Source organism: Curtobacterium pusillum (assembly GCF_007673235.1).
GTDB lineage: Bacteria > Actinomycetota > Actinomycetes > Actinomycetales > Microbacteriaceae > Curtobacterium > Curtobacterium pusillum_C.
This window is the reverse complement of the sequence record NZ_VDZH01000005.1, coordinates 129,870-144,869: the sequence shown is the minus strand read 5'-3', so window position 1 is coordinate 144,869 and position 15,000 is coordinate 129,870. Positions and strand designations below refer to the sequence as shown.

At 71.4% G+C, this 15,000-nt stretch carries 17 protein-coding genes; 9 read left to right on the top strand and 8 right to left on the bottom strand.

Annotated elements, in window-relative coordinates:
- The first annotated feature begins 104 nt into the window (after positions 1–104).
- The 7 genes from FS532_RS14580 (at position 105) to FS532_RS14550 (ending at position 8,634) form a co-directional block, all read left to right on the top strand.
- Complete coding sequence (locus FS532_RS14580; protein ID WP_144755851.1) at positions 105–995, top strand: transketolase; 891 nt, start codon at positions 105–107, stop codon at positions 993–995.
- On the top strand, positions 992–1,942 hold the full coding sequence (locus tag FS532_RS14575) for a transketolase family protein (RefSeq protein WP_144755849.1): 951 nt from the start codon (positions 992–994) through the stop codon (positions 1,940–1,942). The genes FS532_RS14580 and FS532_RS14575 overlap by 4 nt, the downstream gene beginning before the upstream one ends.
- Positions 1,939–3,015 carry a 1-phosphofructokinase family hexose kinase gene (locus tag FS532_RS14570; protein WP_144755847.1) on the top strand — a complete coding sequence of 359 codons (1,077 nt, stop codon included), beginning with the start codon at positions 1,939–1,941 and terminating at the stop codon, positions 3,013–3,015. The genes FS532_RS14575 and FS532_RS14570 overlap by 4 nt, the downstream gene beginning before the upstream one ends.
- A 46-nt stretch (positions 3,016–3,061) precedes the next feature.
- Complete coding sequence (locus FS532_RS14565) at positions 3,062–4,903, top strand: phosphoenolpyruvate carboxykinase (GTP) (protein WP_144755844.1); 1,842 nt, start codon at positions 3,062–3,064, stop codon at positions 4,901–4,903.
- Between the two features lie 253 nt (positions 4,904–5,156).
- Complete coding sequence (locus FS532_RS14560; protein ID WP_144755841.1) at positions 5,157–5,552, top strand: hypothetical protein; 396 nt, start codon at positions 5,157–5,159, stop codon at positions 5,550–5,552.
- 117 nt (positions 5,553–5,669) lie between these two features.
- Positions 5,670–6,593: a serine hydrolase domain-containing protein gene (locus FS532_RS14555; RefSeq protein WP_144755838.1), complete on the top strand. Its 924-nt coding sequence runs from the start codon at positions 5,670–5,672 to the stop codon at positions 6,591–6,593.
- Between the two features lie 79 nt (positions 6,594–6,672).
- A complete protein-coding gene (locus tag FS532_RS14550; protein ID WP_260852751.1) occupies positions 6,673–8,634 on the top strand; it encodes a potassium transporter Kup in 1,962 nt (653 codons plus the stop codon).
- 72 nt (positions 8,635–8,706) lie between these two features.
- Here FS532_RS14550 and FS532_RS14545 read toward each other — a convergent pair whose 3' ends face one another.
- The 5 genes from FS532_RS14545 to FS532_RS14525 all read right to left on the bottom strand — a co-directional run bounded on the left by FS532_RS14545 (position 8,707) and on the right by FS532_RS14525 (position 12,332).
- Positions 8,707–9,396 carry a cation diffusion facilitator family transporter gene (locus FS532_RS14545; RefSeq protein WP_144755835.1) on the bottom strand — a complete coding sequence of 230 codons (690 nt, stop codon included), beginning with the start codon at positions 9,394–9,396 and terminating at the stop codon, positions 8,707–8,709.
- Positions 9,393–9,746 (bottom strand): Cd(II)/Pb(II)-sensing metalloregulatory transcriptional regulator CmtR, encoded by a 354-nt coding sequence (gene cmtR, locus FS532_RS14540; protein ID WP_144755832.1) that lies wholly within the window; start codon positions 9,744–9,746, stop codon positions 9,393–9,395. The genes FS532_RS14545 and cmtR overlap by 4 nt, the downstream gene beginning before the upstream one ends.
- Positions 9,747–9,796: 50 nt before the next feature.
- Entirely contained in the window at positions 9,797–10,711 is a 915-nt protein-coding gene (locus tag FS532_RS14535; RefSeq protein WP_144755829.1) for a DUF808 domain-containing protein, read from the bottom strand.
- Between the two features lie 29 nt (positions 10,712–10,740).
- Positions 10,741–11,706 (bottom strand): helix-turn-helix domain-containing protein, encoded by a 966-nt coding sequence (locus tag FS532_RS14530; protein WP_144755826.1) that lies wholly within the window; start codon positions 11,704–11,706, stop codon positions 10,741–10,743.
- A gap of 65 nt (positions 11,707–11,771) precedes the next feature.
- Complete coding sequence (locus FS532_RS14525; protein WP_222122000.1) at positions 11,772–12,332, bottom strand: GNAT family N-acetyltransferase; 561 nt, start codon at positions 12,330–12,332, stop codon at positions 11,772–11,774.
- A 121-nt stretch (positions 12,333–12,453) separates the two neighbouring features.
- On the opposite strand from FS532_RS14525, the gene FS532_RS14520 reads away from it, so the two are divergent.
- A complete protein-coding gene (locus tag FS532_RS14520; protein ID WP_144755823.1) occupies positions 12,454–13,407 on the top strand; it encodes a manganese catalase family protein in 954 nt (317 codons plus the stop codon).
- 6 nt (positions 13,408–13,413) lie between these two features.
- On the opposite strand, the gene FS532_RS14515 is transcribed toward FS532_RS14520, so the two are convergent.
- Positions 13,414–13,851: a VOC family protein gene (locus tag FS532_RS14515; RefSeq protein ID WP_144755820.1), complete on the bottom strand. Its 438-nt coding sequence runs from the start codon at positions 13,849–13,851 to the stop codon at positions 13,414–13,416.
- A 57-nt stretch (positions 13,852–13,908) separates the two neighbouring features.
- Between FS532_RS14515 and FS532_RS14510 the strand changes: the two genes are divergently transcribed.
- On the top strand, positions 13,909–14,178 hold the full coding sequence (locus FS532_RS14510; protein WP_144755816.1) for a hypothetical protein: 270 nt from the start codon (positions 13,909–13,911) through the stop codon (positions 14,176–14,178).
- 13 nt (positions 14,179–14,191) lie between these two features.
- On the opposite strand, the gene FS532_RS14505 is transcribed toward FS532_RS14510, so the two are convergent.
- Together FS532_RS14505 and FS532_RS14500 are read right to left on the bottom strand one after the other, a co-directional pair.
- The gene (locus FS532_RS14505) at positions 14,192–14,587 is read right to left on the bottom strand and encodes an arsenate reductase ArsC (RefSeq protein ID WP_144755813.1); all 396 of its coding nucleotides are present in this window, start codon (positions 14,585–14,587) and stop codon (positions 14,192–14,194) included.
- The gene (locus FS532_RS14500; RefSeq protein ID WP_144755810.1) at positions 14,584–14,997 is read right to left on the bottom strand and encodes a VOC family protein; all 414 of its coding nucleotides are present in this window, start codon (positions 14,995–14,997) and stop codon (positions 14,584–14,586) included. The genes FS532_RS14505 and FS532_RS14500 overlap by 4 nt, the downstream gene beginning before the upstream one ends.
- Between the last annotated feature and the right edge of the window lie 3 nt (positions 14,998–15,000).

The window sequence follows — 15,000 nt, the reverse complement described above, 5'->3', positions numbered from 1 at the left end:
CGGCCATCCTCCCACGTCGAAGTCCCTCGCAGAATCTCACTCAGTAGACACATCGTTCACAGAGTGATAGTTTGAGGTCACCACCGCAGAACGAAGGAGTCGCCGTGACACGCAACGACGCGAGAGACGTCGAACACCTCGAGACCGTGGCCCGCGAAGGGCGCTGGCGGGTGCTCGAGACCGTCGCGACCAGCAAGGCGGGACACATCGGCGGGCCGATGTCCGCGATGGACCTCATGGTCGCCCTCTACTTCCACCAGCTCCGCATCGACCCGTCGACGCCGCAGGACCCGGACCGCGACCGGTTCATCCTGTCCAAGGGGCACTCCGCGATCGGGCTGTACTCGGTCCTGGCGCTCCGCGGGTACTTCCCCGTCGAGGAGCTCGCCACCTTCGACCACGGTGACTCCCGCCTGCAGGGCCACCCCGACATGAAGCTCACGCCCGGCGTGGACTCGTCGACCGGCTCGCTCGGTCAGGGCCTCTCCGCCGGTTCCGGGATGGCCATCGCCGCGAAGATGCAGGGAAAGGACTTCCACACCTGGGTCGTGCTCGGCGACGGCGAGATCGAGGAGGGCATGGTCTGGGAGACCGTGATCCACGCTCCCCGGTACGGCCTCGACAACCTCACCGCGATCGTCGACCTGAACGGCCTGCAGCAGTACGGCTGGCCCGCAGGCGAGCACGACCGCTACGACCGCAGCGAGCCCATGGGGCACGTGAACCTGCCCGCCGTGTTCCGCGGGTTCGGCTGGAACGTCATCGAGATCAACGGTCACGACTACGACGAGATCCTCGACGCCTACGCCGAGGTCGACGCGGCCCGCGGCACGACGGGGAAGCCGACGGCGATCATCGCCCACACGGTCAAGGGCAACGGCGTCTCGTTCACCCGCGCGACGTTCAAGTGGCACAACGGCGTCCCCACCGACGAACAGCTCGACACCGCACGGGCAGAACTGCTCATCGACCAGAAGACGGAGGCCCTCGCATGAAGGCGCAACGCGCAGTGTGGGGCGACACCCTCACCGAACTCGCCGAGACCGACGACCGCATCGTCGTGGTGGACGGCGACCTCGCCACGTCCACCATGGCGGTGACGTTCGCGAACGCCCACCCCGAGCGCTTCGTCCAGGCCGGCATCGCCGAGCAGAACATGGTCGGCATCGCGTTCGGGATGTCGACGCTCGGCTACCGACCGTGGCTGTCGTCGTTCGGTGTGTTCCTGACGAACCGTGCACTCGACCAGGTGCGCATGCTCGTCTCGCAGACGAAGGCGCCCGTCCGCCTCGCCGCCGCCTACACGGGGCTGCTCAACGGGGCGAGCGGCAAGACGCACCAGGACATCGAGGACCTGTCCGTCATGCGGGCACTCCCGAACATGACCGTCCTCGCGCCCGCCGACGAGACCGAGGCCGAGGCGATGATCCGCTGGGCGGCCGACCACGACGGGCCCGTCTACCTCCGGCTCGCCCGCGACGCCGTCGCCGACGTCTTCGACAGCGGCTACGAGTTCCGCCTCGGAGCCCCGGTACTGCTCCGCGCCGGCGGCGACGCCCCGGAGGCGACGGTCGTCTCCACCGGCGTGCAGACCTCCCGGACCGTCGACGCGATCACCACGGTCGATTCCGGCGGACGGTCCGTCCGGCACGTCCACCTGCCGACCATCAAGCCCCTCGACGAGGACGCCCTCTGGCAGCACCTCGCGGGGGCGACCGACGTCGTCACCGTCGAGGAGCACTCCGTCGTCGGCGGGCTGGGCGACGTCGTCGCCGCGGTCCTCGCCGGCCGAGCGAGCGGTGCCCGCCTGACGAAGGTCGGCCTCGCGGACGCGTGGGCTGAGTCCGGGCCGAACGACTTCCTGCTCGAGAAGTACGGCCTGTCGGTCGACCGCGTCGCGGACCGCATCCGCGACGTCCTCGGGGAGCGAGTCGCAGCATGAGCGTCGTGCGTCCGGACGCCGCCGCGTGGACCGGGACCGGGGCGGGGCGCTCGGTCGTCACGCTCACCCCGGCGCCCGCGGTCGACCGGACGTACTCGATCGCGTCTCTCCGACCGGGTGCGGTGAACCGTGCCGCCTCGGTCACGGAGACCCTCGGCGGCAACGGTGTGAACGTGACGCGGGCCCTCCTCGCACACGGCGCCGCGTCGCACGCCGTCGTCCCGCTGGCGGCCGACGTGCTCGCGGGACTCGACGACACGGAACGCGCAGGACTGCGTCCCGTCGACCTCGGCGTCCGCACCCGGGTGAACACCGTCGTCACCGCGCACGACGGCACGACCACCAACGTCAACGAGGCCCCCGCGCCCCTCACCCGCGCCCAGTGGACCGCGCTCACCGTGGCTGCGCTCCGCACCACGCTCGAGACCGATGCCCGATGGCTCGTGGTGACCGGGTGCCTCCCGGCCCGCGCGGACGACGACCAACGCACGGACGGCGACCACCGCGCACACGGCGACCACCGCGCCGACGGCGACCTCGTCGACGTCCTGCCGCTCGTCCTCGCCGCGCGCACCATCGGACTGTCCGTCGCGTTCGACGTCCCCGGCCACCAGCTCACCGCCGTGCTCGACCCCCTCGCACCCGTCGACCTCGTGAAACCGAACGTCGACGAGCTCGCGCAGGCCGTCGGGCACCCGCTCGCCACCGTGGACGACGTCGTCCGTGCAGCACGCGGGCTGCTCGCCCGCGGCGCGAGGCGCGCGCTCGTCACGATGGGCGAGGCAGGAGCGCTCCTCGTGGACGCGCACGGACACACCCTGGTCCCGGGCATCGCGGCAGCCTGCGTCGACACGACCGGTGCCGGCGACGCGGCGCTCGCCGGGTACCTCGCGGCCGACGTCGACGGCGTGGCACCCGCGGTCGCCGCCCGCCGCGCGGTGCGCTGGGGATCCGCCGCCGTGGCGCAACGCGGCGCGACCCTCCGGGCCACACCGGCCACCCGGGCGATCCGCCCGACACCCCACCGGCACGACACCGCCGAACCTGCCGACACGCTCGTCGCGGCCGGCTGACCACCGTCCGCAGGACCACCGCAGGCCCCGACCTCGAAGGACCAGCATGACCACCATCACCGAGACCATCGGACCGATCATCACGCCGGGACCCGGCCTGGAGGCACTCCACCGCTGGGTGGGCGACGTCGCCGCCCTGACGGAACCGGACCAGGTCACGTGGTGCTCCGGCAGTGACGCCGAGAACCGCGCACTGCTCGCCGAGATGGTCGCCGCCGGCTCACTCATCGCGCTCGACGACGGGCTGCGCCCGAGCAGCTACCTCGCCCGGAGCGACCCGGCCGACGTCGCCCGGGTCGAGGACCGGACCTTCATCTGCTCCGAGTCGGAATCGGACGCCGGCCCCACGAACAACTGGCGGGCGCCGGACGCCATGCGCTCTGAGCTCACCGAGCGGTTCCGTGGCTCGATGCGCGGGCGGACGCTGTACGTCGTCCCGTTCTCGATGGGCCCGGTCGGCGGTGCGATCTCGCAGGTCGGCGTCCAGATCACCGACTCGCCCTACGTCGTCGTGTCCACCCGGATCATGACGCGGATGGGGTCGGACGCCCTGGCGCAGATCGGGCACGACACCGTCTGGGTCCCCGCGCTGCACACCGTCGGGCGGCCGCTCGTCGACGACGACGGGACCCGGATCGGCGACGTGCCGTGGCCGTCGAACGAGACGAAGGTCATCGCCCACTTCCCGGAGACCCGGGAGATCTGGTCGTACGGCTCCGGGTACGGCGGGAACGCCCTGCTCGCGAAGAAGTGCTTCGCGCTCCGCATCGCCTCGAGCATGGCCCGGCAGGACGGATGGCTCGCCGAGCACATGCTCCTGATCCGCGTCACGACGCCGGCGGGGAAGGTCCTGCACGTCGCGGCGGCGTTCCCGTCGGCGTGCGGGAAGACGAACTTCGCGATGATGACGCCGACGCTGCCCGGCTGGACGGTCGAGACGATCGGGGACGACATCGCCTGGCTGCGCCCGGGCGCGGACGGCCGGCTGTGGGCGATCAACCCGGAGGCCGGGTTCTTCGGCGTCGCCCCGGGCACGGGGCCCGACACGAACCCCGCGGCGATGGCCACCGTCCGGTCCGGGACGATCTTCACGAACGTCGCCCTCACGCTCGACGGCGACGTGTGGTGGGAGGGCGCCTCCGAGGAGCCGCCCCAGCACCTGATCGACTGGCAGGGCCACGCGTGGGAGCCCGGCAGCACCACGCCCGCAGCGCACCCGAACGCCCGGTTCACCGTCGCCGCCGACCAGTGCCCGACGATCTCCGAGGACTGGGACAGCCCGGACGGCGTCCCGATCGATGCCATCGTGTTCGGCGGCCGTCGCGCGACGAACGTGCCGCTCGTGGCCGAGGCCGAGGACTGGGAGCACGGCGTCTTCTTCGGTTCGACCATCTCGAGCGAGCAGACCGCGGCGGCGGAGGGGCCCGTCGGTGCACTCCGACTCGACCCCTTCGCGATGCAACCCTTCTGCGGGTACAACATGGCCGACCACTGGGCGCACTGGCTCGAGATCGGCGACCGCCTCGGGTCGAAGGCGCCGCGGGTGTTCCGGGTGAACTGGTTCCGGAAGTCGTCCGACGGTGCGTACCTCTGGCCGGGGTTCGGCGAGAACGTTCGGGTGCTCGAGTGGATCGCCGGCCGGCTGGACGGCTCGGCCGACGTGGACTGGAGCCCCGTCGGCGGGCTCCCGGCCGTCGGTGGCCTCGACCTCGCCGGGCTGGAACTCGACGGCTTCGCGCTCGACGAGTTGTTCTCGGTCGACCCCGCCGCGTGGTCGGCCGAGGTCGAACAGCTCCGGGCACACTTCGATCGCTTCGGTGAGCGCGTGCCGGCCCGTCTCCGTGCCCGGCTCGACCAGCTCGCGCGGCGACTCGAGGAGGTCGCGTGACCCCGACCCGGGCGGTGCCGTCCGTGGTCGGCTGACCAGAGCTCGCGATCAGGAACTGATCGCGTCGAGCGCGCTCCTCTGCGGAGACTCCTGTGGTGGGGGGACGAGCGTGCTCAGGAGGGAGGGACCCTGCGCCCCGCGGCGTCCCTCCCTCGCCGTCGCCAACGCGGAACGGACATCCGGACAAACCTCAGATGACGCTGTACGTTGGCGGAAAGGTCGCTGGACGCGGCCAGGTCAGAAGGAGCAGCACATGGCAAGCACGACAGGTCGTCCGACCTCCGTCACCGTCTCGTTCGTCATCTGGCTGGTGGTGGTCCTCGCCAACATCCTCCAAGGGATCATCAGCCTGGTGTCCGGCGGTGGATCGTCCGCCGCGGAGAGCGTCGGCACCGCCCCGCTCGTCGGCGGCGCGATCTTCGCCTTCATCCTCGCCGTGATCGAGCTCATCATCGTCTTCAAGATGCGCGACGGCCGGAACTGGGCCCGCATCGTCCTGCTGGTCCTCGCGATCCTGCAGGTCATCGGTGTCGGCGTGGGCGCGGCCTCGGGCGGCAACGCCTTCGGTTGGATCGGTGCCGTCGCGGTGATCGTCGCGACCGTCCTGATGTTCGTCGGTGGCGCGAACGGCTACTTCCGTCGTCGCTGACGACGTCCGCCCGGCTCGCGACGCGACCGGGTGACGGACTGGAGGCGCGGTGCCGGCTGGCACCGCGCCTCCAGTCCGTTCCGGGGTCACCACGCGCCCGGCGCGAGAAGATGGGGTGTGAGCTCCGCGCAGACGATCCTGGACGCCCTCGTCCGCCGTGTCGAGGAGACCGGGTTCGGCGCCCAGGGACTGCACGTGCGCGTCGGCGACGACGACGTCGAGCACCACTGGGCACCCGACGTCCGACGCGAGGTCCACTCCGTCGCGAAGGGCGTCTGCGTCCTCGCCGCCGGGATGGCCGCGGACGACGGGCTCGTGGACGTCGACGAGCCGGTCGCCTCGTCCCTGCCCGACTGGACGTTCGGCGCGGGGACCGACGAGGTGACCCTCCGGCACCTCCTCACCATGGCGAGCGGCGTGGACATGCCGTGGTCCGAGACGGAGCTGACGGACTGGCCGGACCTGGCGGTGGAGTTCCTCGGGCGGCCCTCCCGCGGGCGGGTGTTCCAGTACGCGAACGCGAGCACGTACACGGCGATGCGGGTGCTCGCCACGCGCATCGGCGACGTGGGGGAGTACGTGTCCTGCCGGCTGTTCGACCCGCTCGGCATCGAGGACGTCGCCTGGCAGCGCTGCCCGAACGGCTTCGTCGCCGCCGGTGAGGGCCTGGCGCTCCGGACGGAGGAGCTCGCCCGGCTCGGACAGCTGATCCGGGACCGCGGGGTGTTCGGGGGTCGGCGCATCGTCGGCGCGCGGTGGTGCGACGCCATGCACGGCGACTGGGTCGAGCGCGAGGGGACCGGGCCGGGCTACGAGCGGTACGCGATGGCAGGGTGGGGCGGACCCGGGCGGCTCTGGCGGCTGCACGGCGCGTACGGCCAGATGCTGCTGTTCGACCGCGACACCGACACCGACACCGACCGCGACGTCGACGGCGGCACCGTGGTGACCGTCACGGCCGACGACCACTTCGGCGCGGACGCCTTCGCGGCGGTCGTCGCCGACGAACTGGAACGGCAGCGCCCAGCGACTCCCGCATGATGTGCGCGCGCTGCGAGCGTGCCGAGGTCGGCGGTGCGAGGATGAGCGGCGGCCGTCGTCCGGACGGCCGGAGACGGAAGTGACGAGCGTGACCGAGACCCGCTCCGAGACACCGACGACCGAGACCGCCGAGGACGGCGGCCACGGCGCGGTCAAGAAGGGCGCCGCCGTGCTCGCCCTCGCCGCCCTCGGGGTGGTGTTCGGCGACATCGGCACGAGTCCGCTGTACGCCCTGCGGACGGTGTTCACGATCGACGACGGCATCGTGAAGGCCAACCAGGAGGACGTCTACGGCGTGATCTCGATGATGTTCTGGAGCATCACGATCATCGTCTCGATCAAGTACGTCCTCGTGCTCATGCGCGCCGACAACGACGGCGAGGGTGGGGTGATGGCCCTCGCGGCACTCGCCCGCAGGCTCTACGCGAAGCGTCGCGGCGGTGCGGTGATCTTCCTGGTCATCGGGATCGTCGGCGTCTCGCTCTTCTACGGCGACTCGGTCATCACGCCCGCGGTCTCGGTGCTGTCCGCGGTCGAGGGCCTCGGTACCGCCGCACCCGCGGTCGGGCACCTGATCGTGCCGATCGCCGCGGTCATCCTCGTCGTGCTGTTCGCTGCCCAGCGGTTCGGCACCGGCAAGGTCGGCAATCTCTTCGGCCCCGTGATGCTGCTCTGGTTCGTGGTCATCGCGGCCGCCGGGGTACCGCACATCATCGCCCACCCCGGGGTGCTGCAGGGGCTGTCGCCGACGTGGGCGATCGCCTTCACGTTCGCGCACCCGTACATCACGTTCGTGGCGATGGGCGCCGTCGTCCTGGTGATCACCGGCGCCGAGGCCCTCTACGCCGACATGGGGCACTTCGGCCGGCCGGCGATCCTCCGGGCCTGGTTCTTCGTCGTCTTCCCGGCGCTCGTGCTGAACTACCTCGGCCAGGCCTCCCTCGTGCTCCGCGACCCGTCGGCCGCGAAGGACCCGTTCTTCCTGCTGTTCCCGGACGCGCTCCGGCTGCCGGTCGTGGTGCTCGCGACGATGGCGACGGTGATCGCCAGCCAGGCCGTGATCTCCGGCGCGTTCTCGCTCACCCGTCAGGCCGTGCAGCTCGGACTGCTGCCGCCCCTGACGATCCGGCAGACCTCGCGGCGGGAGAGCGGCCAGATCTACCTGCCGGCCGTGAACCTGCTGCTGTTCATCGGCGTGCTGGCGATCATGCTCGCGTTCCGGTCCTCGGCGAACCTCGCCACCGCGTACGGGGTGTCCGTGACCGGTGCACTGGTCGTCGACACCCTCCTGCTGTTGCTCGTCGTGCGGCCGCTCTGGAAGTGGAAGCCGTGGAAGCTCGTGCTCGCCGCCGTGGCGTTCGGTGGACTCGAGCTGACCTTCCTGGCCGGCAACCTGTCGAAGATCATCCACGGAGGGTGGGTGCCGCTCCTCATCGCGCTCGCGGTGATCACCGTGATGACGACGTGGCGCCGCGGTCGGGCGCTCGTGCAGGAGGAACGCAAGGAACGGGAGGGCTCCCTCGCCGACTTCATCGAGCGCGTGAACGAGGACCACGTCCCGCGCGTGCCCGGTGTCGCGGTGTTCCCGCACCCGAACAAGGAGACGACACCGCTCGCCCTCCGCGCCAACGTCGACCACAACCACGTGCTGCACCGGACCGTGCTCATCGTGTCCGTCCTCACCGCCAACGTGCCCCACGTGCCGCACGCGCGGGCGTTCTTCCGCGACGACCTCGGGTACGAGGACGACGGCATCGACCACATCACCATCAAGTTCGGGTTCTCGGACGACCAGGACCTGCCGAAGGCCCTGCACGCCGCGTGCCTGGCCGAGGTACTCGACATCGACCCGGACGAGATGGAGCACGCGTCGTACTTCATCTCCCGCGGCGCGCTCCGGCCGACGCCGGGGCACCACGGCATGGTCGGGTGGCGGAAGAAGCTGTTCGTCGGGCTGGCGCACAACGCGGCCGACCCGGCAGCGCGGTTCGGCCTGCCCGCCCACCGGACGGTGACGATGGGCAGCGACGTCGAGATCTGACGACGCCGACGGGCTGTCGGACTGGAGGCGCGTGGCGGGCCCGCACCGTGCCTCCAGTCCGACAGTGGACCGTCAGCAGCAGTCGCACGCGTCGCCCGCGCGCTCACCCGTGAGCGCCGCGACCGGCTGCTTGCAGGCGTCGCCGCGCCACGCCTCGAGGCCCTCGCGCACCGCGAAGACGACCACGACGAGGCCGGCGACGGGGTCGGCCCAGGTCCACCCGAACAGGGTGTTGAGGAGGAGTCCGACCAGGACGGCGGCGGAGAGGTAGCTGCACACGAGCGTCTGCTTGGAGTCCGCGATCGCCGACGCCGAGCCGAGTTCCGTGCCCGTCCGCCGTTCGAGCAGGCTGAGGAACGGCATCACGGCCAGGCTGACCGCTGCCAGGACGATGCCGACGGTGCTGTGCTCCGGCTCGCGCAGCCCGGTCAGCGTCAGCACGGCGTCGACGGTGACGTAGAGCGCGAGTCCGAAGAACGACACGGCGATGACCCGGAGCGCCGTCCGCTCGCGTGCCTCCGGGTCACGCCCGGCGAACTGCCACGCGACGGCCGCTGCCGACAGGACCTCGACGATCGAGTCCAGCCCGAAGCCGATGAGCGCGGTCGACGACGCCACCGAGCCCGCGGCGATCGCGACGACCGCCTCGACCACGTTGTAGGTGATGGTCGCGGCGACGATCCACCGGATGCGCTTCCGGAGGAGCGCCTGCCGCGCGGCCGCCGGGGCGGGCCGGACGCCGATGGACACTGCTCCGGTCATGCGCCCGGTCCGCAGCAGAGCGGGACGTCGCAGTCGTCGTCGGTGCAACCGACGCCGTCGTCGACGGCGAGGACGACGTCGACCAGGGACTCCAGCGCCCGGGTGAGGTGCGCGTCGGCGATCTCGTACCGGGTGCGACGCCCTTCGGGGACGGTCGCGACGATGCCGCACCCGCGCAGGCACGCGAGGTGGTTCGACACGTTCGCCCGGGTGAGGCCGAGTTCGTCCGCGAGCTCGGAGGGGTACCCGGGGGAGTCGAGCAGGCGCAGCAGGATCCGTGCGCGCGTCGGATCGGCGAGGGCGCGACCGAGGCGGTTCATCACGTCGAGTCGCGGGGCGGCGGTCAGCATGGCGCAACTGTACAGCGCTCACTGAACAGTGTCACGGCCCGAGGTCTCCCTCAGTGGGCCGTGTGGCTGCCCTGCGTGGACCGGCTGTGCTCCGTGGACCGGCTCCGCAGTCGTCCGACCCCGAGCGCGATCGCGACGACCACCAGCCCGAGCGCCAGTCCGAACACCGCCGAGATCGCCGTGTCGACGATCCACGTGACGACGGGCCCGGTGGCCTCGACCCCGTGCTCGACGACGTGCAGCAGGTCGTACGGCCCGTGCCAGAACGTCTCCGCCAGGTTCGCGATGACGAGGTGCCCGCCGACCCAGAGCATCGCGACCGTGCCGACGATGCTGATCACCCGGAAGACCGTCGGCATCGCGAGCACGATCCGCGCTCCGGTGCGCCGGGTCCGACGGACGGGGTTCTTCATCATCTGCAGGCCGATGTCGTCGACCTTCACGAGGAGCGCGACGGCGCCGTAGACCAGCGCCGTCATACCGAGCCCGATGACGATCAGCGCGCCGAGCGTGAGCCAGGTCCCGAGGTCCGGGTCGAGGCTCGCGAGCGCGATGAGCATGATCTCGGTGCTCAGGATGAGGTCCGTGCGGATGGCGCCGAACACCAGCTTCCGCTCGTCGGCGGAGGGCTCGTCGCCGGTGGCGTGGTGGTGGCCGAACCACTCGGTGACCTTCTCGGCGCCCTCGAAGCACAGGTAGGTGCCGCCGATGAGCAGCAGCCACGGCAGCACCCACGGCGCGAACGCCGACAGCAGCAGCGCCAGCGGGATGATGATGACGAACTTGTTGAAGAGGCTGCCGAGTGCGATCCGGCCGACGACCGGCAGCTCACGGGCGGGGGTGAGCCCCTGGACGTACTGCGGGGTGACCGCGGCGTCGTCGATGACGACACCCGCCGTCTTGGCACTGGCCTTCAGCGCTGCGGAGAGCACGTCGTCGACGATGGCGAGCAGACCGACTGACATGGGCTCACCCTAGCGGGAGCCGCGAGCCCCTAGCGGGGACCGCGTCGCCCGCGGAGGGTCTCGGACGGCGGCTCGCCGTACACGTCGGCGTAGTAACCCGAGAAGCGACCGAGGTGGTGGAACCCCCACGACACGGCGATCTCGGCGACGGTCGTCCCGTCGGGGTCGGCGGCCAGCAGGTCCGACCGGACCCCGTGCAGCCGGGCCTCCCTCAGGAACTGCATCGGCCGTACGCCGACGTGCCGCTGGAACGCCGCCTGCAGCCCGCGCGCGCTGACGCCGGCCGCCTCGCTCACCTCGGCGACGGTGAGCGGTCGCCGGGCGTTCGCGACCATCCACTCCTTGGCGAAGCGGATCGTCGACGAGCCGACGGCCGCCGTCGGCGCTCGCGACGGGGTCGCGTCGAACGCGGCGACGACGGCGTCCGCGATGGACTGGTTCCACCGGGCCCGGTCCGCCGCGGGCGTCGAAGCGTCCAGGAGGCGCGGTGCGGCTTCCCCGATCCGGCTGCGGAGTCGACGGAGCGCGTCCACCCCGAGCGCGCCCCGGAACGCGAGCTGCCGCGGCTCGTCGTCCCCGCGTCGAGCCGCCGCGATCGACTCGAGGAACGCTCCGCCGAAGCGCACCGAGTGCTGCCCGGACGGGAGTCCGTCGAAGCGGAAGTCGCGGCCGGCCGGGTACATCACGGGGATGCCCGGCAGGAGCGGCACGGGGTCACGGGTGTCCGTGTCGATGGTCATGCCGGGTGACGTCGCCCACACGAGGACGTAGTCGGCGCCGGGGGTGATCGTGCCCCAGCGGTGCGCCCGCACGTCGGACGTCCCCACGGTGACGTCCTGGTCACCGACGGCTCGGAAGCGGAAGGAGAACCCGTCCGGAGCGGCCTCGCCGATGTGGATGTCGCGGCTGGTGTACGCACGCTCGTACAGTGCGACGGCGTCGTCGACGAGGGAACCCCGACGATCGACGTGGATCGGCGTCACTGCTGGTTGCATACACGTCCAGTGTCGTCCATCTCGGCGCGGAAGGGACCCCCACTGCGCGGGACGGCTGGGCGAGATCAGAGGTCGAGTCGGTTCCAGGTCTGTGCTCCGCGGCCGTCGTCGGGCTCCGGGTGGGCGGCGGTCGCGGCGGCGTCGGGGACGAACCCGAGTCGCTCGGCGACCCCGAACGACGGCGCGTTCCACGCCCGGATCGTGGCCCAGAGCCGTTCGTACCCGACGGCTCGTGCCGCTGCGACGACGGCAGTGGCTGCCTCGGTGGCGTGCCCGTGGCCGTGCGCGGCCTCGAGGAACTCGTACGCGAGCTCGGGCTCCTCCGGTGTCGACCGCCCGACGACGAGTCCGCAGTACCCGAGGGGCGACCCGGTCGCGGCCAGTCGGACCGGGTAGAGCGGCAGCGCGGTGCCGATCGTGCCGGTGAGGGACAGCACCGAGGCCGCGGCCGCGTCGTGGTCCGGACGACCGGCGGTCCGGGGAGTCGGCGGTTCACCCCGACGGGCGGCAGCGGCACTCCGTTCGCCGACGAGGTCCGCGTACCAGTCGGCATCGCCGTCCGACCAGCCGTCCAGGACCAGCCGGGTCGTCCGGAGGTGGTGGGGCATCGACGCCGTCGTCTGCATGCGTCGACGCTACCCACGGCTCGCGTCCACTGCGCTTGCTGGCTGAACCGTGCGGGCTGCCAGTCGGTCCCGAGGACGGTGAGGTCAGCGGTGACCAGCCGCTCGACAGCAAGGAGGCTCCATGTACTTCCACGCACAGACCTGGATCAACGAGATCGCCGACGGCGAGCCGGACCCCGCAGCTGCGAACGCCCTGCAGGAGGGACTCGGCGGGCAGTTCGGCGAGATGCGCACGATGATGCAGTACCTCTTCCAGGCGATGAACTTCCGCGGACCGGCGGCGAAGCCGTTCCGCGACCTCATCCAGGGCGTCGGGACCGAGGAGATCAGCCACGTCGAGCTCATCGGGACCACGATCTCCCGGCTGCTCGACGGTGCTCCGGGGTACGCCGGCAAGGTCACCGACCCGGTGGACGAGCCCGGTGCGAAGGGTGCCACGCCGCTGAACATCGCCCTCGACACGGGCAACATCCACCACTACCTCGTCGGTGCCCAGGGCGCCCTGCCGGTCGACGCGGCCGGCAACCCGTGGAGCGGCAGCTACGTCTACAACTCCGGCAACCTGCCCCTCGACCTGCTCTACAACCTCATGCTCGAGTCGACCGGGCGCCTGCAGAAGTGCCGCATCTACGAGATGACCGACAACCCCACGGCCCGTGGCACCATCGCGTACCTGATCGTCCGCGACCAGGCGCACGAGAACGCCTACGCCAAGGCACTCGAGGCGCTCGGTGTCGACTGGAAGACCCTGCTGCCGATCCCGAAGACGAACGCCGAGCGCTTCCCCGAGGTCAAGCAGCTCGTCGACCTCGGTCTGCAGAGCAAGCAGTACAGCTTCGACCTCGACGGTGCGTCCGAGGCGGCGAAGATCTTCCGCGGGGCGTCCCCGTCGAAGGACGGCACCGACCTGTCCGCCACCGAGCAGGCACCCGTCGGCGTCCCGTCGTTCATCGCGCCGGAGCGGCTCGAGGAGTTCGCGCCGGGTCTCGACGCCGATCTCCTCGCGCTCATCCAGCAGACCGCGGAAATCGAGCTCGACCAGGCCGAGGTGCCGCAGTACGGCCCGGTCGCCTGACCGGGATCAGTCGAGGCAGAACTCGTTGCCCTCGACGTCCTGCATGACGATGCACGACTCGTTGACCTCGTCCGCGAGCATCCGGCGGAACTGCGTGGCCCCGAGGGCGACGAGCCGGTCGCTCTCGGCGTCGAGGGCGGCGAGTCGTTCGTCGCCGACCATCCCGGTGCCGACACGGACGTCGAGGTGCACGCGGTTCTTCACGACCTTGCCCTCCGGCACCCGCTGGAAGAACAGCCGTGGGCCGACGCCGGTCGGGTCGACGCACGCGAACGCCGACCCCCGGTGCTCGAGCGGCAGCGACCGGTCGAAGGCGTCCCACGAGTCGAACCCGGGCGGTGGCGGCGGCACCACGTAGCCGAGCACCTCGCACCAGAAGCGCGCCACCCGCTCGGGTTCCGCGCAGTCGAACGTCACCTGCACCTGCCGCACCGTCGCCGTCATGGCGCCACCCTAGGCCTAGGCTGAACGGCGCGCAGCCGTCCTCCGTATGCTCGCGGCATGGCTGACTTCACCGCATCCCAGGCCGCCGTCGTCCGGATCGAGCGCGCCGAGGAAGGGCGCTGGGACCTCACGGTGATCAGCGACTCCGGTGTGCGGATGGGGCACGGCGAGTACCTCTTCGACGCCGCGGGCGACGATGCCGCCGGCGAGCAGGCCGCCGCGCTCGACTTCGTGCGCGACTACGGCTTCCGGTTCGAGTCCGACGCCGTCGTGGCCGACGGGCCGGACGCGTACTGGGCACCGCTGCTCCCGATCGACGCGCGGTAGGTCGGGCACCGCCTCAGAGCGACGCGATCAGGCCCTCGACCCGGGCACGGATCGCGTCGCGGATCGGCCGGACGTCCTGGATCGGCAGCCCGGCCGGGTCATCGAGCGACCAGTCCTCGTAGCGCTTGCCGGGGAAGACCGGGCAGGCGTCCCCGCACCCCATCGTGATCACGACGTCGGACTCCCGCACGGTGTCAGTCTCGAGCACGGCAGGCTCGGCGCCGGCGATGTCGATGCCGTCCTCGGCCATCGCCTGCACGGCGACCGCGTTGACCCGGTCGGCCGGTTCGCTGCCCGCCGAGTACACGCGGACGCGGTCCCCGCCGAGGTGCTGCAGGTACCCCGCCGCCATCTGCGATCGTCCGGCGTTGTGCACGCAGACGAACAGGACCGTCGGACGATCGCTCACGCCAGCGCCGACGCCTCGAAGCCGATCAGCCACGTGACGCCGAAGACGTCCCGCACCGTGCCGTCCCAGTCGCCCCACGGCCGTTCCTGGAGCGGCTCGACGATCGTCCCGTCGGCGGCGAGGTCGTCGAACCACCCTCGGAGGACGTCGGGCTCTGCGGCGCCGAGCAGCGAGAACATCAACCCGGTCGAGGTGAAGGCGGTGTCATCGGTCCCGGCGTCGGCCGCGAAGAGCTGCAGCCCGCCGGCGAGCTGGCCGTGCGCGACCGCGTCGGCGGGACCGTCGTCGCGTGAGAAGTCCGCGAAGGTCGCGATCCGCACCTCGCCGCCGAACACCCGCTGCCAGCGGTCGAGAGCCCGACGCGCGGTGCCGTCGAGGAGGAAGTAGGGCGAGGGCCCGCTGACGTTCATGCC